The sequence below is a fragment of the Blastococcus sp. SYSU DS0619 genome (genome assembly GCF_054051035.1).
Genome location: NZ_JBJHAM010000001.1, coordinates 479202 through 504401, shown reverse-complemented (window position 1 = coordinate 504401; position 25200 = coordinate 479202). Strand labels below are relative to the sequence as shown.

Below are 25200 nucleotides of genomic sequence, written 5' to 3'. Positions count from 1 at the left end.
GCGGTTCAGACCGGGCGAGCCCGGGACGCGAGGTGCTCCCCGTACTTCTCCAGGACGTCGTCGATCAGCTGGGCGTGGGTGTAGTTCATGACGTCGTAGCCGCCGGCGGGCGCTCCGTCCCCGGGCCCCAGGCGCACGTCGAGCTGCGAGTCCGCCGCATCGGCCTGGCGGCGCACCGGCTGGCCGGTCTGGATCCGGTAGCGGAACGGCGCCCCGCCCTCCACCTCCGCCGTGAGCTCCACGGAGCGGTTCCCGTGGTCGTCCACGACCCAGCGCGTCTCGGAGGCGAGGTCGCGCGACCGCAGCTCGGCCGCCACCTCGTCCAGCGCCGGGCGGGCGGTCTCGGACAGGTACTGCGCGGCCCGCTCCCGGCCGCTGGACACCGGCCCCCGGCGCCGGCGCAGCCGGTCCCGGCGGCGGGCGGCGGGGCGGCGGGTGGGCCCGACCCCGTGCCGGACGGTGGCCCGGTCGGCCTCGTTCCGCAGTGCCCGGTACAGCCCGAACATCACCATCAGCATCACGAAGCCGAACGGCAGCCCCATGATGATGGTCGCGTTCTGGAGCGCCGGCACGCCGCCGACGACGAGCATCGCCGCGGTGAGGACACCGGTGACGACCGCCCAGACGATCCGCACCCCGGCGGCCGCGTCGTCCTGCGGCTTGGGCAGCCGGGAGGAGAGGTTGGCCATCACCAGAGCGCCGGAGTCGGCGGAGGTGACGTAGAACAGCAGCCCGACGAACGTCGCGATCGAGGCGATCAGCGGGAAGGCCGGGTAGTCCGCCAGCAGCGTGTAGAAGCCGCGCTCGGGCGTGTTCATCGCCGTCAGCCCGAAGGCGTCGTCCCCCTGCCGGATCCGGTCGATGGCGCTGTTCCCGAAGATCGACACCCACATGAGGATGTAGCTGAACGGGAGCAGCAGCGTGCCGGCGACGAACTGGCGGATCGTGCGTCCGCGGGAGATGCGGGCCAGGAAGAGGCCGACGAACGAGGCCCAGGCGATCCACCACGCCCAGAAGAACAGCGTCCAGCCGTTCAGCCACTCGTCGGGACGGTCGTAGGCGAAGGTGTCCATCGTCCGGCCGGGGAAGCTGCTCACGAAGTCGCCGACGTTCTGCACCAGGCCGTTGAGCAGGAAGGCCGTGTTGCCGGTGACGAGGACGAACCCGGCCAGGCCCAGCGCGAGGACGACGTTCAGCTGCGAGAGCCGCTTGATCCCGCGATCCACGCCGCTCACCGCGGAGACCGTCGCCACGGCCACGGCGAGCGCGATCAGCCCGATCTGCGCGGCCCGGCCCTCGGGGATGCCGAAGAGGACCGACAGCCCGTAGTTCAGCTGCACGACGCCGATACCCAGCGAGGTGGCGACGCCGAAGATCGTCCCCAGCACGGCCGCGATGTCCACGGCGTCGCCCAGCCCCCCGTGCACCCGCCGGCCGAAGACCGGGTAGAGCACGGAGCGGATCGCCAGCGGCATGTTCATGCGGTAGGCGAAGTAGGCCAGCGCCATCCCCATCAGGGCGTACATGCCCCAGCCGTTGAGGCCGTAGTGGAACAGCGTCCAGACCGTGGCCTCGCGGGCCGCGTCGACCGTCTCGCCCTCCCCGACCGGCGGGGCGAGGTACTGGGTCACCGGCTCGGCGACGGCGAAGAACATCAGGTCGGTGCCGATGCCGGCGGCGAAGAGCATCGAGGCCCACGCGAAGGTGCTGTACTCCGGGGCGGAGTGCTCCGGACCGAGCTTGACCCGTCCGTACCGCGAGAACGCGATGGCCAGCACGAAGACGAGCACGGCGGTGGCGAAGGCGATGTAGAACCAGCCGAACCACTCCGACGTCCAGCCCACCAGCGAGCCGATCGTGCCGGCCGCCGAGGCCGGGCTGAGCATCGCCCAGAGCGCGACGAACAGGACGCCGGCGACCGATCCGTAGAAGACGCGGCGCTTCAGCCCGCTGCTCTGCCCACTGCTTGCGTCGTCACCGTCCACCGGGCGGATGGTGGCACACCCGGCCGCGGTCGGCAGCGTGACCCCGCACCCGGACGTCGCTCAGCGCGCGGAGCCACCCGGGCCCGAGCCGAAGGTCCGCCGGATGCGGCGCCAGCGGTCGGGGGTGCGTTCGGCGTCCAGCAGCTCGGTCGCGGCGAGGGCGCGGTCGACCACGTGCTGCGGTGGCGGCTCGAACGGCCGCAGGGACCGGCCCGTGACCGTGCGCAGCCCGTCGACCGCGCGTACCAGCGACCCGCCGGAGGCCTCGATCGCGGCGGCCACCGCGGCGGGCTCGACCCCGAGGTGCTCGCCGAGCAGGCGGTGCCGCATGCCGAGGACGGTGGCGACCAGCTCCGGACCGCGCGGGTCGTCCGGGCGCGCCTCGATGGTGAGGTCGCACTCGGTGTCCAGGCCCATGGAGCGGTTGTTGAGGTTCGAGCTGCCGATCCGCAGCAGCCGGTCGTCGACCACCAGCACCTTGGCGTGCACGTACACCGGCCGGCCGCCCTCGGTCACCGGCACGTACATGCGGAACCGGTCGTGGGTGTCGGCCTGCCGGACCAGCGCGAGCAGCCGGGCACGGGCGGTGCCCATGGCCTTCTCCTCCAGCCAGCCCTCCGCCGACTCCGGGGTCACGAGGACGAACTCGGGGCCGTCGACCTCGCCCAGCCGCTCGGCGATCGCCTCCGCGATCCGGCGGTTGGCGAAGTACTGGGCCTCGATGTAGACGGTGTCCCGGGCGGCCGCGATCGCGGCCAGCCACAGCAGCTCGATCTCGTGCACCAGGTCCTTGCCGCCGTGCCGCGGGCGGGTGCGCGAGATGGCGACATCGACGTCGGCGAGCAGTGGCTCCACCCCGTCGGGCCAGCACGGTTCGGCGCCCTCGACCGGCTCCAGCCGCCGGCCGGTGCCGCTCTCCCACCGCTCGCACGCCAGCTCCCCCAGCGCCCGCGCCGCGGGGCCGGACACCAGGGTCGTCACGTCGTGCCAGGGGCCGGTCGGGCGCGGCGAGTGCGGCCGGTGCCGGTGCCGGTGCCAGTCGGCGTGGTCGGAGGTGTCCCACCGGTCGGCCGTGACGTCGATGCCGCCGGCGAAGGCGAGGCAGTCGTCGACCACGACGATCTTCTGGTGGTGCGCGGCGCCCAGCGGGTGGTGGTGGTCGACGGCGAACCGGAGCCGCTCGTGCGTGCGTCGGCGGAGCAGGGGAACGGGGAGCACGCCGCGCCGCAGCGACTCCAGCATGCCCATGCCCCACTGCAGGACGCCGATCTCCAGGTCCGGGTTCGCCCGGACTGCTGCGTCGAGCACCCGGCCGAGCCGGTCGTCCCGCGCCCGGCCGGGAGCGCGGGGGTCGAGGCGGATCCGGGGCTCGAAGTCCCAGCCGATGAACAGCACCCGCCGTTCGGCGCGCAGCACCGCCTGCTTGAGGACGGCGAAGTAGTCGGCGGCGTCGACGAAGACCGCGAAGTGGTCCGCCCGCTCGACCCGCCAGCACGTCTCGCCGGGCACCAGGACCGAGCCGGACCCCACCCGCGGGATCGTCCGGCCGGACCCCTCCGCTGCCGCGGTCCCGGCGTCAGCCACCTGCCGCTCGCGTTCCGCTCGGCGGCGACGATCGGCGGCGGAGGCGCCCCCCGCGGGCACGACGGTCGGTCACGCCGGGGAGTCTGCCCGGTCGCGCAGCAGCGCACCGGCCTGCGCGGCCGGCATCGGCCGGTAGAGGAGGTAGCCCTGGGCCCGGTCGCAGGCCTGCGCCTTGAGCCGGGCGAGCTGGGCCGGCTCCTCGACGCCCTCGGCGACGACGGTCAGCCCGAAGGTGTGCGCCGCGCGGATCATCAGGGCCACCAGTTCGCGGTGGGACGGCTCGGCGGACGCCACGAAGCTGCGGTCGATCTTCAGCGTGTCCACGGGCATGTTCCGGAGCTGCCCGATGGAGGTGTAGCCGGTCCCGAAGTCGTCGATGGCGATCCCGACGCCCATGTCCCGCAGCTCGGTCAGGTGGTCGTAGGCCACGGGGTCGTCGACGAGGACCGTCTCGGTGACCTCGACGACGAGCAGCCGGGGTGGCAGCCCGGAGGCGGCCAGCGCGTCGGCGACGTCGGTGACCACGCCCGGGTTGGCCAGGTGCCGGCCCGAGATGTTGACCGCCACCGTCGGCTCCGGTTCGCCGGGGCCGGCCGGTGATGCGGCCCGCCACTCGGCCAGCTGCCGGGTCGCCTGCAGCAGCACCCACCGGTCGATGTCGCCGATGAGCCGGGACCCCTCGGCCACCGGGATGAACCGGTCGGGCGGGACCAGGCCGACACCCGGCCGGTCCCACCGGACGAGCGCCTCGTACCCGGCGACCCGGCCCGAGGCGACGTCGACGACCGGCTGGTAGGCGAGCGTCATCTCGCCGGCGGCCAGGCCGGAGGAGATCGCCGCCTCCAGCTCGGCCCGTTCCTGCAGCTGCCGGCGGAGCGTCTCGTCGAAGATCTCCGCCCGTCCGCGGCCGTGGGCCTTGGCCCGGTACGCCGCGGTGTCGGCCTCGGCGAACAGCACGTCGGCGTCGGTGCCGCCGTCCCGGCTGACCGCCACGCCGATGCTCGCGCCGATGCGCACCTGGGCCGTGCCGGTCGAGATGGGCTCGCTGACCGAGTCGATCAGGCGGTCGGCGAGGTCCAGCAGGTCGTGCTCCTCGTGCACCGGCTCCACCAGGACGACGAACTCGTCGCCCCCCAGGCGGCACACGACGTCGCCGGGCCGGACGGCGGCGCGCAGCCGCCGGGCGACCTGGCGCAGCACCTCGTCCCCTGCCGCGTGGCCGTAGCCGTCGTTCACGGTCTTGAAGCCGTCGAGGTCGACGAAGAGCAGGCCGGTCATCTCGCCGGACCGCCGGCCGCGGTGCAGCGCGGAGGTCACCAGGGTGAGCGCCTGGGCGCGGTTCGGCAGCTCGGTGAGCGGGTCGTGGGTCGCCTGGTGGGCGAGGGCGAACTGCAGCTCCTCCCGCTGGCGCACCGAGTGGACGATCTGCTGCACCGACGCGTGGACCACCTCGCCCAGCGGGCCGGGCAAGGGCTGGTCGAGCAGGGCGTTGTCCAGGTCGCCGTGAGCCACGGCCTGGGCCTGGTCCTGGATGCGGCGCAGCCCGGCGACGGCCGAGCCCAGCGCCGCGGAGACGGTGCGCACCTCGCGGGGCCCGGCCACCTCCACCTCGACGAGTGAGCCCTCGCTGATCTTCGTGGCCTGACCCGCCAGCAGGCGGAGCGCCCGCGCGACGCTGCGGCCGAGGAAGAACGCCCCGACCGCGGAGCAGGCCAGCAGACCGGCGCCGACCGCCAGGACGACCTGCAGCTGGTGGTTGGCGCGTTCCCGGTCGGCCGCGACGAGCTGCTCGGCCTCGCCGACCGCGGCCTGCACCAGCTCGGTGAACATGGTGCTGCGCTCCTGGCCCTGGAACAGCAGCGCGACCAGCTCCGCCACCGGGAGGCCGGTGGCGGAGCCCCCGGTCAGCCCCGTGGCCAGGATCGCGTCGACCTGCTCCACGACGGGGGAGGTCCGGATCTCCGCCCACGCGCTGCGCAGCGGCTCCTGGGACAGGGTCTCCATCTGGCGCTGCGCGTCCAGGTAGTCCAGCCAGGAGGTCTGCCCGGCCGTCCGCGAGCCGATCAGGCCGTCGCTGGCGCCGACGAGCAGCGACCCCAGGAACAACGGCATCTGCCGGCCTGCGGTCTGCGCCAGCCGGGCGATGGTCTGGACGTCCTGGACCGCGCGCAGCGTGGCGCCGGGAACCCCTTCGGCGGTCGCCGCGGTGGCCGCCGCCGCCTGGGCGTTCATCAGGTCGTTGGAGACGTCCAGGAAGCGCAGGTAGACGGCCTCGATGTCCAGGCGGCCGGTGTCGTCCCCCGCGCGCAGGGCCGCCAGGTCCTCGACGGCTTCGGTGGCCGCCGCGGCGCCCACGGACCCGGCCGGCACCTGGGCCAGCGCCCGGTCGGTGATGGCGCGCGCACGCGCGGCCTCCTCGGCCGCGGTCTGGCGCTGCGCCGCCAGGAAGAACTCGGGCAGGCCCAGGGCAGCGGCGGTCCGGGGATCGCCGATCACGTGCATCGACAGGACCGGGACCATCTCCAGCTCCACACCGCTGCGCGCCGCGTCCAGCAGGGCGAGCGTGCGCACCGCCTCCTCGGCGCGTTCCGCGCCGGCGGCCTCGACCGCCCGGGCCTGCGCGGCCGCACCGGTCAGGACGACCACGCCGATCAGCGGCAGCAGCACGATCGTGGTCAGGTACCGCCACAGCGGCGCCCCGCGCCGGCGGCTCCGCAGCACTGCCCCGTGGATACGCACGATGTCGTATCGGCACCTCGGGGCGACGCTTGAGAGCCCGTGCTCCCCCATGGTGTGAGGAGCCCGCGGCGCGCGGGCTGCCAGGGAACGCACAGCCGCCCACCGGCGGAATGTCAGACCCTTCCGCCACCCTCGGGGCACACCGCGACCGAGGAGAGCAGTGATCGACACCCCCGCCCGTACCGACCGCTCGAGCGCCGTCGGCCTGCCGCCCGCGGCCCGGCGCCTGCCGGCGAGGCTGCGCCGCCGCCCGGTTCTCGTGGTTCCCCCGAGGCTGGACGACGCCGCGCCCCACGCGTGACCGGATGGTGCCGGCGCGGCGTCCCCGCCGGCACCGCTCGCGCCCCGACCCCGGGCGCACCGCTCGTCGCTCAACGGGCCGGGACGCTCACCAGGTGGCAGCCGGTGGAGCCGAACTCCTCGACGGAGAAGCCCAGCTGCCGCAGCAGCGTCCCGACGGCGGCGGTCATCGTCCGCTGCACCACCGTGTCCATCGCCCCGCCACGCACCTGCTGGAGGCTCATCCGGTCGTGCTGGCGCCAGGTCACGAGAACGCCCTCGCCCGCCGGGTGCGGCGTCAGGCAGACCCCGCCGGCCGGGTGCTTCCCCTCGCAGTCGTGCAGCGGCAGGCCGGCCTCGATCAGAGCCGCGGTGACGTCGACCGCGAGGCTCGTCAGGAGGTCGTCGTCGTCCTCCATGCGCGGGTCCCAGTCAGCGGGGAGGCGGTCCAGCTGGCCACCCAGCTCGGCCAGCCACGCCCGCTCCTGGGCCGTCTGCCGCCGGGCCACGCCACCGTCGGCCCGCCGGGCGCCGTGCACGACCTCCGCGGTGCCGGGCAGCTCCGCCGCGACGAGGGCCCACTCGGCGTCCAGCCGGTCGGCGAACGGCCCGGCCACCGCCTCGCCCCCGGGCTCGCCGACCAGCCACCAGCCGGTGGCTGACGGGCCGGCGGGCAGGTGCCGGCCGGCCGGGTGGGTCGCCAGGCCGACGGCGGTCCGCTCGGCGGCCGACTGCTCCGGGCCCGCCCCGTCGACGACCCGGACGGCGCCGGTGCGCGCGGCGGGCTGCGCCGGTGCGGCCGCCCGCTGCTGGGCCTGCACGCCGTTGCGCTCGAACTCGTACCGCGCGGTGGAGCTGGCGCCCAGGGCGACGACGACGGCGATCAGCGCGCAGCAGCCCACCAGCGGGGCCAGCACGGCCATCAGCTCACCAGGCACGCCACGCCCCCTGCGGTCCCTCGCCCCAGGACGACGCCCGGCGCGACCACTCCTGGACCCGGGCGGCCCATCCCGGGTCCGGCGTGCCGGCGGTCGCGGCGCCGGTGGCCGGCTCCTCGACCATCAGGTCGAGCAGCAGGGCCAGGGCCTCGCCGTCGGGCACCTCCCGGGCGGAGGGGAACGGCTCGTGGAGCGGTAGCGCGGTGGCGTGCACAGGAACTCCTCGCAGGTCGTGCTCCGCGGCTGGGGAAGCGCCGCGGACGACCCGAACGTTAGGTCCGGGCAGCCCGCGCGACGGCCGCTCCGGACACCCCGGGAGAGGGCCCGTGTCCCATTCGTTGCGGAGCGCACCCCGGGCGTTCGACGACCTGCCTCACGGCGCGACGACCTGTCGACAAGGCGCCTGCTCCTGAGCGTGGAATTGCCCCTGCCGGGGCTCGGTCGTCCCGGCGCCACCCCGGCGCACCCGCGTGTCGCGTCGGCGGAGGCCGCGACTCGGCACCCCCGCCCGCTGCTTCATCGGCATCCCTCGCGCGGATCGGCACCGTGGTCCACGCCTCGCCTCGACGGCCGGGGGCTCGCGAGGACCACGAGCCGCTGGGTCGCCCGGGTCATCGCGACGTAGCGGTCGACCGCGCCCTCGATGCCCTCGCCGAACCGCTGCGGGTCGACGAGGACGACCAGGTCGAACTCCAGCCCCTTGGCGAGCACCGGGCTCAGCGACCGGACCCGCGGCGTCGCCCGGAGCGAGGGGTCACCGATCACGCAGGCGACCCCGTCGGCGTGCCCGGCCAGCCAGCTGCCGAGGAGCGGCTCCAGCTCGTCGACGGCCCCGTGGACGACGGGCACTCCGGTGCTGCGGACCGACGTGGGCACGTTGGCGTCCGGCAGCGCGGCGCGGATCACCGGCTCCGCCTCGGCCATGATCTCCGCCGGCGTCCGGTAGTTGACGGTCAGGGAGGCCAGGCGGACCCGCTCGACCCCGATCCGCGCCAGCCGTTCCTGCCACGACTCGGCGAACCCGTGCCGGGCCTGGGCCCGGTCCCCGACGATCGTGAAGCTCCCGGACGGGCAGCGCAGCAGCAGCATCTGCCACTCCGCGTCGGTCAGCTCCTGCGCCTCGTCGACGACGACGTGCGCGAACGGGCCGGCGAGCCGGTCCCGCTCGGCGGTGGGCAGCGCGGCGTCGTCGACCAGGACGTCCTGCAGGTCCCCGTGCCGCAGGCTGGTCATCAGCAGCAGCTCGGAGTCGTCGGCCGCGATCAGCTCGTCGATGACTCCCGCCATCCGCGCACGTTCGCCGGCGACGACGGCCCGCTGCCGCTGCCGCAGCCGGGACGCCTGCGGGTCGCCGAGCCGCTGCCGGGCGGCGTCCAGCAGCGGCAGGTCCGAGACGGTCCAGGCCCGGGCGTCCTCGCGCTGCAGCACCCGGACCTCGTCACGGGTGAGCTCGGGTGCGCACCTGCGCAGGTAGGCGGGCACCGACCACAGGTCCGCGACGACGTCGGCCGCCTCGAGCAGCGGCCACGCGCGGGTGAAGGCGGTGCGCAGCTCCCGGTTGCGCTGCAGGGACGCCCGCACCTCGTCGGCCGGCTCATCGCCGTCGTGCTCGTCGACCAGGATCGTGAGCAGCTCCTCCCACACCTGGTCGCGCGCGTCGTTGTGCGGCGTTCCCGGGTCCGGCGCCTCGAACGCCTCGGCCCAGGCGGCGGCGCGCAGGCGCACGTCGCCCGCGTCGGTCTCGACCGTCATCCCCGCCGTCGGCGGCTCCTCGGAGAACCGGACGGCCGCCTCGACCACCGCCGTCACGTCCAACGATGCCTTGAGACGGGCGACGTCCGGGTCGGTCTCGGTGCCCGCAGCCGCGCCCTCGGGGACGAGGTCGCGCAGCGTGGCCGTCTGCACGCCCTCCTCCCCGAGGCTGGGCAGCACGTCGGACACGTAGGCCAGGTAGGGCTCGTGCGGGCCGACGAAGAGCACGCCTCCGCTGTGGCCCTGCAGGCGCGGATCGCTGTGGAGCAGGTAGGCGGTGCGGTGCAGCGCGACGACGGTCTTCCCCGTCCCGGGGCCGCCGTCGACGACGAGCGCGCCGTCGGAACCGGCGCGGACGATCGCGTCCTGGTCGGCCTGGATGGTGCCCAGCACGTCGCGCATCCGGGCCGACCGGTTGGTGCCCAGGCTGGCGATGAAGGCGGACTGGTCGTCGAGCGCGGCGTGCCCCTTCAGCCCGTCGGGGGTGAACACCTCGTCCCAGTAGTCGGTGATCCGGCCGCGGGTCCAGCGGTACCTGCGGCGGCTCGCCAGCCCCCTCGGGTCGGCGTGGGTCGCGGCGAAGAACGGCTCGGCCGCGGGCGAGCGCCAGTCGACGAGCAGCCGGCGTCCCGTGCTGTCGGCGAGGCCGAGCCGGCCGACGTAGACGGGTTCCGCGCCGTCGGCGGGGACGATGCGCCCGAGGCAGAGGTCCAGGCCGAACCGGCGGAGGGCGCGCAGGCGGGCGCTGAGCCGGTGGATCTCCAGGTCGCGGTCCAGGGCTGCCTGCCCCTGCCCGCCGGGTGCCTTGCGCTCGGCGTCGAGCCGGGCCGAGAGCTCGGCGATCGACTGCCGGAGGCTCTCGGCGATGGCCGCGAAGTGCTGCTCGTCGGCTCCGATCAGGGCCTGCTCGGCCTTGGGAGCGAGGTGGTCGGGGAGGTCGAACGCGCTGGTCGTCAGGGGGTCCACGCCATCAACTCCGTTCTGAGGCCCGCGACCATAGGACGAAATTTTCGGCCTCATGAGGAGGGCCGATCCCTGCTACAAATGAGCTGGCGGGAGGTCCGGTACGGCGCTCGACCGGACGTGTCACGTGGAACATCCGGCGCTGATGTCGAGAACCCGGAACCGGCTCCGTCCCTGAGGTGAACGCGACCAGAACGGGTCGCGCCGGCACCGAGGAGAGACCGAGATGGCCAAGTACCTGCTGCTGAAGCACTACCGGGGCGCCCCCGCCGCGAGCAACGACGTGCCCATGGACCGGTGGACGCCGGAGGAGATCTCCGCCCACGTGCAGTACATGCAGGACTTCGCGGCCCGGCTCGAGGGCAGCGGGGAGTACGTCGACGGTCAGGCGCTCGCGCCCGGGGGGATGTGGGTCCGGTACGACGGCGAGGGGCGCCCGCCGGTCACCGACGGCCCGTTCGCCGAGACCAAGGACCTCATCGCCGGCTGGATGGTGATCGACGTGGACAGCGAGCAGCGCGCGATCGAGCTGGCCGGGGAGCTGTCCGCCGCCCCCGGGGCGGGCGGGAAGCCGATCCACGAGTGGCTCGAGGTGCGCCCGTTCCTGACCGCGCCGCCCACCGTCACCGAGTGAGCCCCGCGGTGGACGAGGTCCTGCTGCGCAGCCTCACGCCGGGCGTGCTCGGGGTCCTCGTCCGCCGCGGAGCCGACTTCGCGGCGGCCGAGGACGCCGTGCAGGAGGCGCTGGTCGAGGCGGTCCACCGCTGGCCGACGGACCCGCCGCGGGACCCGAAGGGCTGGCTGGTCACCGTGGCCTGGCGCCGGTTCCTCGACGCGACGCGGGCGGACGACGCCCGTCGGCGGCGCGAGGAACTCGTCGACGGGGAGCCGGCGCCCGGGCCCGCCTTCGAGGTGGACGACACGCTGCAGCTGTACTTCCTGTGCGCCCACCCGTCGCTGACGCCGTCGTCCGCGGTCGCGCTCACGCTGCGGGCCGTCGGCGGGCTGACCACCCGCCAGATCGCGCAGGCCTACCTGGTGCCCGAGGCCACGATGGCGCAGCGCATCAGCCGGGCCAAGCGCACCGTCTCCGGCGTCCGGTTCGACCGGCCCGGCGACGTCGCCACCGTGCTGCGCGTCCTCTACCTAGTCTTCAACGAGGGCTACTCCGGCGACGTCGACCTCGCCGCCGAGGCCGTCCGGCTGACCCGGCAGCTCGCGGCGGTCATCGACCACCCGGAGGTCGCGGGACTGCTCGCCCTCATGCTGCTCCACTCCGCCCGGCGCGACGCCCGGACCGCGCCCGACGGCAGCCTGGTGCCGCTCGCCGAGCAGGACCGCAGGCTCTGGGACACCTCGTCCATCGCCGAGGGCGTCGGGATCCTGCAGGCGGCGCTGGCCCGCGACCGGCTGGGCGAGTACCAGGCCCAGGCCGCCATCGCCGCGCTGCACGCCGACGCGCGTACCGCCGAGGAGACCGACTGGGTGCAGATCGTCGAGTGGTACGACGAGCTCGTGCGGCTGACCGGCAGCCGGGTGGCCCGGCTCAACCGCGCGGTGGCCGTCGGCGAGGCCGACGGGCCCCGCGCCGGCCTGGCGGCGCTTGCCGCGCTGGACGACTCGCTCCCCCGGTACACCGCCGTCGCCGCGTACCTGCACGAGCGCGACGGCGACCTGGCGACCGCGGCGCGGCTGTACGCGGCGGCCGCGCACCAGGCGACCGACGCCGCAGAGCGCGACCACCTGACCCGCCAGGCCGCCCGCCTCAACGCCCGGAGCCGAGCATGACCCGTGAGCGTGCCGGCCGATCATGCGCGCTGCTGACGGTGTCTCCGAGCGGCCCGTCACGGGGCACCCGGTCGAGTGGTCTGCCGAGCAGGGCCCCGCGAGGGTGTGCGCCTGTGGCTAGCGTCCGAGCGTGAGCAGGCCGGAGGGCCCCGAGGGCCGGGAGTCGGTCTGGGCGCGTATCGAACGCGAGGACCGCGAGGACGCCGAGCGGAACTTCTGGCCGCTGATGCTGATCCGGACGGCGATCTTGTGGTTCTTGCTCCCAAGCCTGGTCGAGCTGTTCGGTCGACCGCTGCCTCGCATGGCGCTCTGGGTGGCTTCCTGCCTCACCCTGGTCCAACTCCTCGTTGGATGGCTCTGGTACAGGTCGAACCGTCGCAGGCCCTGAGCCCGAGCTGATCGGGTGGGCCAGCATGAGCGGGCACGTCTACATGAGCCGCCGCACGGTGACCGGGAGAGCAGCCCTCGTCCTCTGACCACCAAGGAACGGATGGCGAGTATCCAAGGGCGGCCTCTGGGACAGAGCCTGGACCGATCAGTCGTTGCCCCGGAGGCGGAGCAACTTCGTGAAGAACCAGAGAAGGAACCAAGCCGCCAGGCCGTTGAGAAGCAACGTGAAGAGGAACCGGACAAGATCGAAGGGTGGATCACGCAACTCGCCCGCGAAGGCCCCGAGCAGGACCAGGACGATGAGACCGGCGATGATCCACCGACGCCGCCCGGCACTCACACCTGGTTGGTTCTGCCTCGCCACCCGTTCATGATCATGCACCGTTGTAGACCGCGCAGTCCGGAACTGAGCGGGTGCCCCTGGCTGGGCCGCTCAGGGCGGTGGTGACGATCAAAGTGGAGGGTAAGCGGAGGATTACCCACCACAGCCCGCCTGACGCAACCGCATCTTACCGGCGAAACTGCTGGTCAGATGCCGCTTCTCGGTGGGCCCGTGGGGATCGAACCCACAACCCGCGGATTAAAAGTCCCAGGCCGGGTGTGCCAGGCCATGCTGAGTGATGCCGCTTGCGCTGGTCGTAGCCCACCTCGGTGCTGCCTAGTCGCTCCGGCTGCTGTCAGGTTTCGCGCAGGACGCGACCACAATGAGCCCACTTTCCAACTTGCTCACGGGGGCACGTCACCCGTAGTGCCAGGCGCCCACTCGCCCGGCAGGCTGGAAACCTCGAGGGAGCGACCTCAGGGCGGAGCCGGGGCCGACGCGCCAGCGGCGGAGCAACGAGCGCCGCGGACCTTCTCTGGCCGCGTCGTCGCGGCTAGCCTCACGGGACAATCTGCGCGACGGGGGGAGCCGGATCTTGACGCGCAAGCGCAGTGGGCCTGGCAGGCAGCGCCAAGCGTTTCCGAACGACGATCCCGCGGACGTCTTCGTGACCTTGTACGACGCCACGCCTGTTGAGCTCTTTCGTACGGACGATGTCGAGAACTGGTTCCGGGACCCCGATTTCTGGGCGGTCGGCGACCAAATCACCGATGAGTGCCTGCAGCAGGGCAAGGTCGACACCAAGCGCGTGACGGACCTCTGCAAGCAGGGGATGTTCAATCAAGTAGCCGTGCTGGCCGGCTTAGACGAGGCCCTTCTGTTCGCAAGCCCCTGGTCTACCAGCCACGATCAGGAGCACATGGTCGCAATCCTCGGCCGCTACTTGGAAAGTGGCCGCTTAAACGACGCCACGCCGGGTGCATTGCTGCCCCGCCGTAGCTACCCGGGCAGGCCCATGAGCGGCAAGGAGAAGCATCACTACTTCCGCGTGGTCCGGGTTAGTGATGACGTCTGGGGTAGCGGTTACACGAACACCGCCCTACCTAGCGACCGCGATGTCTGGTTCCGCCCCGGAGAGCCAGTATCTGTGGGCTGCGTTCCAGTCCTCTCCTCATACGATGACCTCGAGTTCAGCTATCCACTAGACCCACAGACTGGCGAAAGCCGCTATGCACTGAAACCTCGGGCGAGAATCGTTGACCGACTGAAGATCATCCTTACTGAGCTTGAGGATTCTGGAGCGCAGCTGGGAATCCTCCCAGAGGCTTGCCTGTCCGCGGATGTCTACAAAGCGTGGAAAGACCTGTTGCGCGACACTCCTCCGAGTCGGCACTCAAAGCTGCGCTGGATTCTGCTTGGCAGTGGACCAATTGAGGAGCATGGCAACACAGCTATCCTCGTCGATCGGTGGACAGGCGACGAGTTGTTGCGTCAGGACAAGCTGGCCGACTTCGCTCTAACCGACTGGCAGGTAATAAGCTGGGGGCTCCCGGGGCCGGCCCCGACAATAGCGCCCGGGACGGTGCTCCGCGAAGACATTCCACGAAGCGTAACCTTCTGGACTCAGGACAGTTTCCTGGGCAGGCTAGGCGTCCTCATTTGCGAGTCGCTGAGCAGATGGCCCGACTCACGTCAGAGGGAAGTTGTGCAGAGCAGCGTCTCCCATGTATTCGCCCCGGTTTTCAGCAAACCAATATGGGCGAACGGCTGGGAAGACAGAGGGAGTGCCCAGTTGTCAGATCTGGTCGGCTCCTGGGTCGTCGTCTCCAACAGTCTCGCGACCGCGGACAAGCTGAAACCATCTCTATCTGACCCCTGGTTCACTTGTTTAGTGGCAGGCCCTTTCGAGGAGGAGCGCAAGAGCTACCGCATGACCCAGCTCTTCGGCCGCTCCTTGAGCGCCCAGTCGCCAGCGACCGTTTACTTGCCGGCCAACTTCGGCGACGCCCCTCAACTGCCTACGTTGAGGAGCGCCTCCATTCACTTGTCTTGGTTTCCCGAACTCCGCCGATGATACGTTCCCCGCTTCATTGGACGGAGCAGATAAGTGATTCAGCGCCTGGCCGACTCGAGGGCGGGCCTTGATGACTCATCAACTACCGACTCCTCCGAGGACTCGTAAAGGCGTCCCAAGAGAAGTGCAGAAGCAGCACCGCGGGCCGCATACTCGCCAGTTAGCCGCTTAGTGACAAGCTGGCAGTGAGAAGCGGTCCTGCCAAAGCTATGCCGCCGAATGGCCTCCCTGGCTGCTCGAGTGAATGCCGTAGCAGACGGAACCGTGCCATCGATATCGATGAGCTCTCTGGGGCCCGACAGAATGGCCAACTCGGGGTCAAGAGTGCTCAGGATGGTTGCGACGCCCCGACCGAACGCCGACCCCGCCTCAGCGAAGGCGTCTCGAACCTGGGCATCACCATCGGACGCACGCATCGAGACTTCGGCCAGACCGGCCGGCACCTGCACTCCTGCCTCACTCAGCCTAGCTTTCATGGATGAGAAACCTACCGTCGCCTCGAGGCATCCGTAATTGGAGCACCGACACTGACGGCTCCCGTCACCGAGAGGAGCATGGCCAATCTCTCCTGCACTACCAGTCGAGCCGTGGACCAGCGAGCCCCCGACGACCAGACCGCTACCGACCCCCTCACCATCGGGCGTCACGAAGACTACAGCGAAGTCGCACAAGCCCTGCCCCTCGCCGAAGTACTTCTCGTGCAGCGCCAACGCGTTGACGTCATTCTCCACGGTGGTGGGCAATTTCGTCTCATTCACTAGCCGACTGGCCAAGTCAACGTCGGTCCACTCTCCGCTCGGACCCAGTGGGGAATAGAGAACCACCCCCCGACGGGGATCGACGTGACCCGGCAGATTGACCCCCAGCCCGATCACCTCTCGAGTGTCAACGGACTCACCGCTGAGCAACTCGCGACAGAGTTGATTAATGCTGGCGACGACATCCTCAACGTTCGTTGTGTCGACGGCACGGCTTGCAGTCGCCAGGTCGCGGGCACGAAGATCCGCCAGCACGCCGACGACTACCCCTTGCGCAACACTGACACCTATCGCACCGTATTGCCGCTCATTGACCCGCAGCGATGGTGGCCCGCCAGGGCGCTCGGGCTCTTTGACGACATAGCCATGCGTCACCAGGAAATCAAGCGCCTGCGCGACCGTAACGTGGGGCAGGCCGGTCCCTCGCTGAACCTCGGCCTCGTCACCAGGCTCGCTCTCGAGGATGTTGGTAAGGACCTGGGCGTATTCCTTGGCCGGTAGCTCGCCAGTGCTCAGGCTGTCGTCTCGTTCGACGTCCGTGCCGACGAGACGAAGGCAGGCCAGCCCTCGTGGGGTCACGTACCAGGCATTCTCACGGCCGACGCGCTGAACCGTAGCTAGCGTTGATGCACGGAGATGGCGTCCCGCCCGGCTGACTTGAGTCTCGTCGACCGCCAGACTGCGGGCGATCTCCTGGTTACGACTCCCGGGGCGCTGGGCGATCGACCGCAACATGCGCGCAGCGAGCCCCTCAGGCGGAAGAGCGGGCGCCGCAGCGGTAACGCTGCGACGAAGGTGCCACCGCACAATGTCAAGGACTCCCTTGACGCGCCCCTTCTCTAGCGCCGACTCGATTGGTTCGCCATCGTCGGATCCTCGACGCCCCAATTCCGCTGCCATCCACTGAAGGCCGGTGTAAGCAGCCTCTAGAGTCGGGTCGTCGCCACTGAGCGCCGCGTCTACAACATGAGCCGTCAGGATCGACCACTGCCCCTCGGTGAGGGACCGGGCGTGCTCTCGTTCGTCAAGGAGGCGTTCCAGGGCCTGCTGCCGAGGGCTGGGCTGGGCAGCACCGAACCCGGTGACCACTGCGCCCGCGACAGCGCCGTCCTTGGTACCCACCTCGCTCATGCCCGAAGGCTAGGCCTGCGCCGGAGTGGTGTCAAGTGTATGTCAAGTGTCTGCGTCACCCAAAGGGGTTGTGGCGGTCTCGGCACGCCCCGTGAGGCTGAGCGGTGACTCGCCGAGCCAGACGCACCTTCGCAGAGCGTGAGGCATGTCTGGTTGGTCTTGGGGGCGACGGCTCACGGCGATGGCCGCTGAGGGGCTGGTCACCCCGCAGCTCGGTACCCACATCCTCGCCGACATGGACCGACTGAACGTCCCCCGGCCAACGGTGGAGGGGACGGCGTGACCGGCGACCGGCGCGGACGCGTGTACCGCCGCTGCTCCTGCCGTGACGCCGGGGGGAAGCAGCTGGGCCAGTCCTGCCCCCGCCTGGCCACGGACGGAAAGCACGGCAGCTGGTACTACGCCGTGGACCTCCCGTCGGCCGGGAAGCGCAAGACGATGCGCCGCGGCGGCTTCACCACCAAGGCGGCTGCCAGCCGGGCACTCAGCGACGTCACGGACCGGGTCGCGCAGGGCGTCCAGGTCGACGACCGGGAGACCATGGCGAGCTTCCTGGCGCGCTGGCTGCAAGTGAAGGCCGGCGACTCGGAGCCGACCACCGCCCGGTCCTACCGGGCGGACGTGGACAACGTGATCATTCCGGCGATCGGGCACGTGCCGATCGAGCGGCTGCGCGCCGAGCACGTCGAGCAGCTCTTGGTCGACGCACTGACCGGCGGCCGTGGTCCGGTGACCGTCCGGCGCATCCACGCGACCCTCAGGTCAGCACTCAGCTACGCGGCGAAGACCCGGCGGCTCCCGTTCAACGTGGCCAGTAACGTCACGCCCCCCGAAGGCGCCCGTACCGAGGTGCAGCCATGGTCCGCGACGGAGCTCGCGACTTTCCTGCGGCACGTCGAGACGGATCGGCTCGGCCCGCTGTTCGAGGTCATCGCCGCCTGCGGTCTCCGCCGCGGCGAGGCGCTCGGACTCCGCTGGACCGACCCCGACTTCACCGACCGAACGGCGCGGATCCGACAGACCATCGTCGACGTCGGCGGCCGGCTCGAGTTCTCCACCCCGAAGACCAAGCCGTCCGAGGCATCGGTGCCGCTGACCGACCGCGCCATGCAAGCCCTGCTGCAGTGGCGGCTGGGCCAGGACCTCGACCGGCAGGCGTGGGGCGAGGCTTATGAGGACCACGGCCTGGTCTTCGCCCGCGAGAACGGGGCCCCGCTGCGGCCGGAGTACGTCACCCGCCGGTTCGTCGCGCTGAGCAAGGCGGCTGGGTTGCGCCAAGTCCGTCTGCACGATCTTCGACACGGTGCGGCGTCGCTGATGCTCGCAGCCGGCGTCCCGATGGCGATCGTGTCGAAGATGCTCCGCCACTCCTCCATCGGGATCACCGTCGACACCTACGGGCACCTGTCGGAGGAGGCAGCGCGCACCGCCTCGGACGCCATCGGGGCGCTGCTGGACGCCGCGTTCGACCAGGCCGCGAATGGCGGCAGCGGACCCCGCGCGCGACCACCCTGCGACCACAGCTACCACCGGTGCTACCAATGAGGCCGCCAGCACAGTCGCCAATCGGGCAAATGCGCAGGTGAAACGGGGTGGGCCCCGTGGGGATCGAACCCACAACCCGCGGATTAAAAGTCCGCTGCTCTGCCAGTTGAGCTAGAGGCCCGGCCGGGTGCCGGACCACCGGACGCGAGGCGTCCTGCGGTCCGCGACCCGCCGTGAGGCTACCGCCGCGGTCTCCGCTCGCCGGCCGCGCAGGCGAAGCGCACCAGGGGCGGGCGCCGCCGCTCAACCCGGTGCGCCCGGAGCACCTCCCAGCCGCATCGCTCTCGCCGCCGCCTGGTCCCCCGCCCGCTCGGCACTGATCAGCAGCCACGCCGATTCGCACACCCACCGGAGATCCTGGGTCCTGTCCAGCACGGCATCGACCCGCGGCTGCTGGTCCCCGATGCGCCGGTACCCGATGCCGGCCGCCCATGCGAGCACCAGGACTGCGGCGTCCGCCGGGCACCGAGGCATCTCCGCGAACGGTCGGACGAGCCGTCGCTCCGGCGTCCGGCCCTGCGCGTCCCGGGCTCGCCCGGTGTCGTAGCGGGTCCCTCGCCGGAGCCGGCGTCGGCGACTCGTCCAGGTCCCGGCGGTCATCAGGGCGTCCACGACGTCCCGAAGTCCCAGTGAGCCGCCCCGGATCCAGTCGTCCAGGGACGAGCCGTCCGCCAGCAGGCTGCGGACGGTCTCGTCCATCGGCTCCCAGCCGACCGGTGCGGGATCGAGCCCGAGCGCCTCGTCCTCGTGCGTGAGGCGCATCGACCGGACGAGGTCAGCGGCGAGCGCAGCCCGGACGGACCAGTCGATCAACCGGTGCTCCAGCAGCCAGCCGCGCTCGTCGACGCAGGCCCCGGCCAGGCCCGTCGTGATGCGCCCATCCCCCGTCATGGGGCGATCGTGGAGCACCGCGACCCTCGTCGCAGCTTCCTGCGGCCGAGCGTCCGTGGCAGCGCGCCCGGGTGTCACCCGAACGCGCGACGCGACCCGCCCTCGGCGGCCGGCGCCGCCATGATCGCCCTCGTGACCTCCCCGGACGTCGTCCTCGAACTCCGCCAGGCGCCTCTGTCGCAGGCGCTCTACGGCGCCTCCCTGGTGGTCGGCGTCGTGCTCCTGGTCGTCATCCTCACCTCCGGTTTCCCGCCGCTCGTCACGATCTTCTTCATCGCCTTCGCGGGTGGCATCACGGGCTACAACACGGCGACGGCGCTGAGCCGGGTCCGCGCTCACGCCGACGGCTCGCTCGAGGTGCGCAACCGGCTGACCACCCGCCACCTCCAGCGCTCCGGCATCGACCGCGTGATGCTGGGTCGCCAGGGCGGGCCCGGCTCCCTGCGCCGGCTGGAACTGCTGCTCGGGGACGGGACGACGCTGCACCTCGTCGCCACCGAGGCCCCGCCGCTGCCCGGACTGCGACGGCGGCTGGAGCAGCAGGCGGCCGAGCTGCGCGCGTGGCTGGACGGCGCCGCCTAACCGCAACGGCTCCGTAGGGCGGCGGTACGCCGGCGGGGTGAAGGTGCACACACCGGCCCGCGCATGGGACTCGTCGGTGCCGGTCATAACCTTGAGGGGCCGTACCGACGCATTGCGGTGAGATACCTCATACGCCGGCGGTCGCACGTACCGGCCGAATTCGGCCGACGATCGATGGAGGGCGCTGCAGCGCCTCGCCGAGCACAGCCAGAGAGGCAGCCGTGACTTCCGAGCGCAGCGTTCCCGACAGCGCGAACCCCGACGTCGTACTCGTCGGCGGCGGCATCATGAGCGCCACCCTGGCGCAGCTGCTGAAGGTCGTCGCCCCCGAGTGGAGCATCGCGGTCTTCGAGTCGGGCAAGGTCGTCGCCGGCGAGAGCTCCGGCCCCTGGAACAACGCCGGCACCGGGCACGCCGCCCTCTGCGAGCTCAACTACACGCCCGCGGGCCCCGACGGCCAGGTCGACCCGACCAAGGCCATCACGATCAACGAGCAGTTCCAGGTCTCCCGGCAGTTCTGGTCGCACCTGGTGCGCGGCGGGATGACCGGTTCGCCCAAGGAGTTCATCTCCCCCGTTCCGCACCTGAGCTTCGTCACGGGCGAGGACGGCCGCCGCTACATGCGCAACCGGCACGCCGCCCTGGCCGCGCAGCCGCTGTTCGACGGCATCGAGTACACCGAGAGCCAGGCCGAGATGGCCGAGTGGCTGCCCCTGATGATGCGGGGCCGCGACCCCGAGCAGATCGTCGCCGCCACCCGCTCCGCAGCGGGCACCGACGTCAACTTCGGCGCCCTCACCCGGCTGATGCTCGACGACGTCGCCACCCGCGGCGTCGACGTGCACGTCAACCAGCGCGTGGACTCGCTGGAGAAGCAGAGCGACGGTCGCTGGAAGGTCACCGTCCGCGACACCGTCTCCGGGGACCGCGTGACCATGCGCGCCCGCTTCGTCTTCGTCGGCGCCGGCGGTGGCGCGCTGCCCCTGCTGCAGAAGGCGGGCATCCCGGAGATCCGCGGCTTCGGCGGCTTCCCGGTGAGCGGCATGTTCCTGCGCAGCCGCTCCCCGGAGCTCGTCGGCGACCACCAGGCCAAGGTGTACGGGCAGGCCGCCGTCGGTGCGCCCCCGATGTCCGTCCCGCACCTGGACCTCCGCCTGATCGACGGCGAGTACTCGGTCCTGTTCGGCCCCTACGCCGGCTTCTCCCCCAAGTTCCTCAAGGCCGGCTCGATGTTCGACCTGCCCAAGAGCGTCAAGCCGAACAACCTGGGCTCGATGCTGGGCGTGGCACGCACCGAGATGGCGCTGACCAAGTACCTCATCGGTGAGCTGATGCAGACCCGGAAGGCCCGGCACCGCACGCTGCAGGCGTTCGTGCCCACCGCCGAGCAGGCCGACTGGGACATGGTCACCGCCGGTCAGCGGGTGCAGGTCATCAAGCAAGACCCGAAGAGCGGCAAGGGCGTCCTCCAGTTCGGCACCGAGCTGATCGTCGGCGGCGACGGCAGCATCGCCGGCCTGCTCGGCGCCTCCCCGGGCGCCTCGACCGCCGTCTCGGCGATGCTGACCCTGCTGGAGCGCTGCTTCCCGCAGCGCATCGACGCCTGGCGTCCGCTGCTGCAGACGGCGATCCCCTCGTACGGGCACTCGCTGAACGACGAGCCGGCGCTGCTGCAGCAGGTCCGCACCGAGACCATGCAGACGCTGGAGCTCAACGGCTGATTCCTGACCCCCTCCGGGGGATCCCGCACCACCCGACATCCGCACCCGGGCGCCGGTCTGCACGCAGACCGGCGCCCGGCGTCGTCACAGCACGCCCAGCACCAGCAGCAGGATCAGCGTCAGCACCGCCGAGATGAGCAGCGAGCCGAGGCAGCCGAGGCGGCTGGAGAAGAGGAAGAACATCCCTTCCCGGTGCCCGCGAGGTCGTGATCACCACACCTCGTGTGCGGCGCGTCACCTGCCCCCGGGGCGGACCACCCGTTCAGGGGATCGCGGGTGGCCCCGCCGGTTACGTACCGTCATCATCGTTCCGGTCGGGAGCGCGGCACCGCGCTCCTGTCCGCCGCATCGTCCGCCCCGCGCTCCGGCGCCCGGCGGGTACGACCCCGGCCCGGCTGACCCGTTCCCCCCGGGGCGGCCGGGCCGGCTTCTTTCCCGGGCCGCGCTCGGTCCCCGCCCCGGCACACCCGGACCACCAGATCGGCCGGCGCCGTACGCAGCCCGGCCACGGACAGGGGCTGCGGGCCGGGGAGCGTCAGCGGTGGCGGCCCGGCACCCGCGCCTTGACCCGGCCGGCCTCCATGCGCACCTCGAGCTTCTCCTGCGGGTTGGCGGCCGGGCCTCGCCGCGGCTGGCCGCTGTCGAGATCGAACGCCGAGCCGTGCCACGGGCACACCAGGCACTCGCTGCCCCGCACGCTCTCCACCGTGCCCTCGTCCAGCGGGCCGGACAGGTGCGAGCAGGCCGCCACAAAGACGTCGACTCGCGCCCCGCGCCGCACGACGGCCAACGGCACCGCCATGCTGCTGCCCTTCCCGGTGCGCATCGCCGGCCGGCCCTCGGGGAGGTCGTCGAGCGGACCGAGGTCGATCCAGTCGGTGCTCAGCGCACGCACCGCCGTCGCCGCGTGCGAGGCACCCGACGACTGCGCGTAGGACATGTGGCCACCGATCGCGGCCGAGCCCCCGGCCAGGCCCAGCCCGGAGTAGGCCAGCACCCGGCCCAGCGTGCCGCGTCCCTGCCCCCGGGCGACCAGCGAGCCGGCGTACAGGCCCAGCGCGGCGGTGTTCATGACCGCGTGCAGCGCACCCAGCCGGCGCACCCCGCTCCCCTGCTCCGACCAGTCCGCGGCACCCGACAGCGCCGCGGGGACGGCGGCGGCGACGCCGGTGCCGATCAGCACCGTGGCCGCCGGCCGCAGCGGCGGCACCGCGTCCAGCAGGCCGGCGGAGACCCAGCTGCCGACCGGCACCTGCACCAGCACCGGGTGCAGCGGGTGGCCCAGCCAGGTGCCGTGCAATACGTCCTTGACCGCGCTCGGCAGGCCCTGGACGGCGCGCCGCGCCGGCTCGATGGCCTTGTCGAACGCCGACACGTCCGCGATGCGGTCCAGGAACCCCATGAGACTCATGGGCGGCCCCTACCCGCGAGGTCGTCCGGTGACGCACCGGGGCGCCCGGCGCTCTCAGCCGGTGATTCGTGATCAACGGTGAGCAAGGACACGGGTGAGTCACATTCCGCCCGGCATGTTCAGGCGTGACAGGGGTTATGCCGAAGAGGAGCCTTGACCCCGCTCACCTCCACGTTCTCCTCCAGCTGCCCGAAGGACCCCCGTGACCTGCCCGTCCCTGCTCCGCCGCGGCCACGCCGCCGACGCCGTGGGCGACCTGGCACGGGCCACGGCGCAGTGGGCGCGGGCGTCCGCCCCGCGACTGACCGCGCGGCTGCGCCAGGACGACACCGTCGCCCAGTTCGCCCGGTTCGTCCTCGTCGGCGCGGTCACCACCGGGGTCTACGCGGTCCTCTTCGTCGCGCTGCGCAGCCGCGGGTACCTCGCCGCCCACCTCGTCGCCACCGCGGTCTCCACGGTGCTGGCCAACGAGCTGCACCGCCGGCTGACCTTCCGGGCCGACGAGCGGGTGCGCTGGTTCACCGCCCAGTGGGAGGCCGGCGGCGTCACCGTGATCGGCCTCCTGGCCACCAGCTCCGCGCTCGGCTGGCTGGACGCGGTCACCGACGGCGCCCACCCCTGGCTGCAGATCGCCACGGTCGTCGCCGTCACCGCCTTCGTCGGTCTCATGCGCTTCGTCGCGCTGCGCTGGATCTTCCGGCCCGAACCGGCTCCGGCCTGAGATCGTCCGCCCCGAGCCGACCGGTACCTGAGCCGAGCGCCGCGCCACCCCGGGTGCGACGCACCCGACCGCTAGCGTGTGCGCGATGAGCGAACCCACCTCGACGACGTCCCCCTGGCCGGGGCGCGCCCGGGTGGGCGGTCGCTGGGCCCTTCGCGTCGCCCTCGCGATCGGCGGCGCACTGGCCGCCGTGCTGCTGTTCGCCCACGTCTCCGCCCCGATCGGCCCGTTCGACGCCACGCTCGCCTTCCGGCCGGCGTCCGGCGGCGCCGAGGTCGCCGTGCCACCGCTCGGCTCGCTGGCCGTGGATGCCTACGACGGACCGCTCCGGCTCGACATCTCGCTCCAGAGCGTCGACCAGGCCCGCGCCCAGGCGCTGGCGAGCGACCCGGTCCGGCTGGCCGGCGTCGTCGACCGGGTCACCGAGAACCTGCAGTCGGCCGTCGTCCGGCTGGTGTGGGTGACCGTGCTCTGGGCGCTGGTCGGCGCGGCGCTGACCACCTGGGCGGTGCTGCGGCGGCGCCGTGAGCCGCTGATCGCCCTCGGCGTCACCACGGCGGTCCTGGCCGCCACCGGGGCCGTGGGCGCCGCGACGTGGCGACCGGAGGCCCTCTCCCAGCCGACGTACACGGGGCTGCTCGTGAACGCCAACAGCCTGATCGGCAACGCGCAGGACATCGTCGCCCGGTTCGACGCCTACCGGGCCTCGCTGGAGGACCTGGTGGCCAACGTCGGCACGCTGTACGCGACGATCTCGGCCCTCCCGAGCCCGACCGGCAGCAGCGACTCGGTCACACTCCTCCACATCTCCGACATCCACCTCAACCCCGCCGGGTTCGACCTGGTGCGGCAGGTGGTCGACAAGTTCGACGTGGACGGGGTCCTCGACACCGGCGACCTCACCGACTGGGGCAGCGAACCGGAGAACCGGCTGATCACCTCGGTCGGCGACCTCGACGTGCCCTACGTCTACATCCGCGGCAACCACGACTCGGCCACCACCGCGGGCATCCTGGCGGCCCAGCCGAACGTCACCGTTCTCGACGACTCCGGGGTCACCGTCGCCGGCATCCGCATCGTCGGCGCCCCCGACCCCCGCTTCACCCCGGACAAGAGCACCGGCGACGACGAGGCGGGCGAGGACGTGCTGGTGGCGTCCGGCGAGGAGCTGGCGGACTACGCCGGCACGTTGCCCGAGCAGCCGGCGATCGCGCTGGTGCACGACCCGAAGCAGGCCCCCCCACTGGACGGCGTCGTCCCCCTCGTCCTCGCCGGGCACACCCACGAGCGCCAGGTCGAGCGGCTGTCCGAGGAGACCCTGCTCATGGTGCAGGGCTCCACCGGCGGCGCGGGACTGCGCGCCCTGGAGGGCGAGTACCCCGAACCGCTCACCTGCACGGTGCTCCGCCTCGACCCCGTCACCGGCGCGCTGCTGGCCTACGACGAGATCACCCTGGGCGGGCTGGGCGCGACCGAGGTGACCGTAGAGCGCACGATCGTGGCGGCCGCCGAGGTGCCGGACGCCGAGGGCGCCGTGGCGCCGCTGGACGGCGGCGCGGCCGTCGCTCCCGCTCCGGCTGGCGACCCGGCGGCGCCGGCCTCCCCGGGAGGGTGAGCAGCGGGACC

19 protein-coding genes and 1 tRNA gene are annotated in these 25200 nt (G+C 72.2%); 9 read left to right on the top strand and 11 right to left on the bottom strand.

Annotated elements, in window-relative coordinates; translation table 11 throughout:
* Positions 1-5: 5 nt before the first annotated feature.
* The 6 genes from betT to helR form a co-directional block, all read right to left on the bottom strand.
* Positions 6-1985, bottom strand: coding sequence for a choline BCCT transporter BetT (betT, locus tag ACI79T_RS02480; RefSeq protein ID WP_456608461.1), 1980 nt, complete (start codon positions 1983-1985; stop codon positions 6-8).
* A gap of 60 nt (positions 1986-2045) precedes the next feature.
* Positions 2046-3569: a phospholipase D-like domain-containing protein gene (locus ACI79T_RS02475; RefSeq protein WP_456608460.1), complete on the bottom strand. Its 1524-nt coding sequence runs from the start codon at positions 3567-3569 to the stop codon at positions 2046-2048.
* A gap of 69 nt (positions 3570-3638) precedes the next feature.
* Positions 3639-6290, bottom strand: coding sequence for a putative bifunctional diguanylate cyclase/phosphodiesterase (locus ACI79T_RS02470; RefSeq protein ID WP_456608459.1), 2652 nt, complete (start codon positions 6288-6290; stop codon positions 3639-3641).
* Positions 6291-6679: 389 nt separating this feature from the next.
* Positions 6680-7525, bottom strand: coding sequence for a hypothetical protein (locus tag ACI79T_RS02465; RefSeq protein WP_456608458.1), 846 nt, complete (start codon positions 7523-7525; stop codon positions 6680-6682).
* Complete coding sequence (locus tag ACI79T_RS02460) at positions 7515-7739, bottom strand: hypothetical protein (RefSeq protein ID WP_456608457.1); 225 nt, start codon at positions 7737-7739, stop codon at positions 7515-7517. Before ACI79T_RS02460 ends, ACI79T_RS02465 begins: the two co-directional genes overlap by 11 nt.
* A gap of 302 nt (positions 7740-8041) precedes the next feature.
* Entirely contained in the window at positions 8042-10243 is a 2202-nt protein-coding gene (gene helR / locus ACI79T_RS02455; RefSeq protein ID WP_456608456.1) for an RNA polymerase recycling motor ATPase HelR, read from the bottom strand.
* A gap of 223 nt (positions 10244-10466) precedes the next feature.
* Here helR and ACI79T_RS02450 point away from each other — a divergent pair, with 223 nt between their 5' ends.
* The 3 genes from ACI79T_RS02450 to ACI79T_RS02440 all read left to right on the top strand — a co-directional run bounded on the left by ACI79T_RS02450 (position 10467) and on the right by ACI79T_RS02440 (position 12416).
* A complete protein-coding gene (locus ACI79T_RS02450; RefSeq protein ID WP_456608455.1) occupies positions 10467-10874 on the top strand; it encodes a YciI family protein in 408 nt (135 codons plus the stop codon).
* Positions 10871-12028: an RNA polymerase sigma factor gene (locus ACI79T_RS02445; protein WP_456608454.1), complete on the top strand. Its 1158-nt coding sequence runs from the start codon at positions 10871-10873 to the stop codon at positions 12026-12028. Before ACI79T_RS02450 ends, ACI79T_RS02445 begins: the two co-directional genes overlap by 4 nt.
* A 130-nt stretch (positions 12029-12158) precedes the next feature.
* On the top strand, positions 12159-12416 hold the full coding sequence (locus ACI79T_RS02440) for a hypothetical protein (protein ID WP_456608453.1): 258 nt from the start codon (positions 12159-12161) through the stop codon (positions 12414-12416).
* A 147-nt stretch (positions 12417-12563) separates the two neighbouring features.
* On the opposite strand, the gene ACI79T_RS02435 is transcribed toward ACI79T_RS02440, so the two are convergent.
* A complete protein-coding gene (locus ACI79T_RS02435) occupies positions 12564-12782 on the bottom strand; it encodes a hypothetical protein (RefSeq protein ID WP_456608452.1) in 219 nt (72 codons plus the stop codon).
* Positions 12783-13407: 625 nt separating this feature from the next.
* On the opposite strand from ACI79T_RS02435, the gene ACI79T_RS02430 reads away from it, so the two are divergent.
* Positions 13408-14814, top strand: coding sequence for a hypothetical protein (locus ACI79T_RS02430; protein WP_456608451.1), 1407 nt, complete (start codon positions 13408-13410; stop codon positions 14812-14814).
* A 38-nt stretch (positions 14815-14852) separates the two neighbouring features.
* Here the strand turns inward: ACI79T_RS02430 and ACI79T_RS02425 are convergent, their stop codons facing one another.
* On the bottom strand, positions 14853-16703 hold the full coding sequence (locus ACI79T_RS02425) for an ROK family protein (RefSeq protein WP_456608450.1): 1851 nt from the start codon (positions 16701-16703) through the stop codon (positions 14853-14855).
* Between the two features lie 279 nt (positions 16704-16982).
* Between ACI79T_RS02425 and ACI79T_RS02420 the strand changes: the two genes are divergently transcribed.
* Positions 16983-18248 (top strand): tyrosine-type recombinase/integrase, encoded by a 1266-nt coding sequence (locus tag ACI79T_RS02420; protein ID WP_456608449.1) that lies wholly within the window; start codon positions 16983-16985, stop codon positions 18246-18248.
* A 48-nt stretch (positions 18249-18296) separates the two neighbouring features.
* Here ACI79T_RS02420 and ACI79T_RS02415 read toward each other — a convergent pair.
* Positions 18297-18369, bottom strand: a tRNA-Lys gene (locus tag ACI79T_RS02415).
* Positions 18370-18491: 122 nt separating this feature from the next.
* Positions 18492-19139: a hypothetical protein gene (locus ACI79T_RS02410; RefSeq protein WP_456608448.1), complete on the bottom strand. Its 648-nt coding sequence runs from the start codon at positions 19137-19139 to the stop codon at positions 18492-18494.
* Between the two features lie 132 nt (positions 19140-19271).
* On the opposite strand from ACI79T_RS02410, the gene ACI79T_RS02405 reads away from it, so the two are divergent.
* Entirely contained in the window at positions 19272-19721 is a 450-nt protein-coding gene (locus ACI79T_RS02405) for a hypothetical protein (protein ID WP_456608447.1), read from the top strand.
* 221 nt (positions 19722-19942) lie between these two features.
* Positions 19943-21442, top strand: coding sequence for a malate dehydrogenase (quinone) (mqo, locus tag ACI79T_RS02400; RefSeq protein WP_456608446.1), 1500 nt, complete (start codon positions 19943-19945; stop codon positions 21440-21442).
* 535 nt (positions 21443-21977) lie between these two features.
* Here the strand turns inward: mqo and ACI79T_RS02395 are convergent.
* On the bottom strand, positions 21978-22853 hold the full coding sequence (locus tag ACI79T_RS02395; protein ID WP_456608445.1) for a Rieske 2Fe-2S domain-containing protein: 876 nt from the start codon (positions 22851-22853) through the stop codon (positions 21978-21980).
* A gap of 202 nt (positions 22854-23055) precedes the next feature.
* On the opposite strand from ACI79T_RS02395, the gene ACI79T_RS02390 reads away from it, so the two are divergent.
* Positions 23056-23574: a GtrA family protein gene (locus ACI79T_RS02390; RefSeq protein WP_456608444.1), complete on the top strand. Its 519-nt coding sequence runs from the start codon at positions 23056-23058 to the stop codon at positions 23572-23574.
* 85 nt (positions 23575-23659) lie between these two features.
* Positions 23660-25189 carry a metallophosphoesterase family protein gene (locus ACI79T_RS02385; protein ID WP_456608443.1) on the top strand — a complete coding sequence of 510 codons (1530 nt, stop codon included), beginning with the start codon at positions 23660-23662 and terminating at the stop codon, positions 25187-25189.
* Positions 25190-25200 lie beyond the last annotated feature (11 nt).

Coding starts and splice junctions, on each gene's coding strand:
- ACI79T_RS02450 (WP_456608455.1), top strand. CDS start 10,467: ATGGCCAAGTACCTGCTGCTGAAGCACTACCGGGGCGCCCCCGCCGCG.
- ACI79T_RS02425 (WP_456608450.1), bottom strand. CDS start 16,703: ATGAGCGAGGTGGGTACCAAGGACGGCGCTGTCGCGGGCGCAGTGGTC.
- ACI79T_RS02410 (WP_456608448.1), bottom strand. CDS start 19,139: ATGACGGGGGATGGGCGCATCACGACGGGCCTGGCCGGGGCCTGCGTC.
- ACI79T_RS02395 (WP_456608445.1), bottom strand. CDS start 22,853: ATGAGTCTCATGGGGTTCCTGGACCGCATCGCGGACGTGTCGGCGTTC.
- ACI79T_RS02385 (WP_456608443.1), top strand. CDS start 23,660: ATGAGCGAACCCACCTCGACGACGTCCCCCTGGCCGGGGCGCGCCCGG.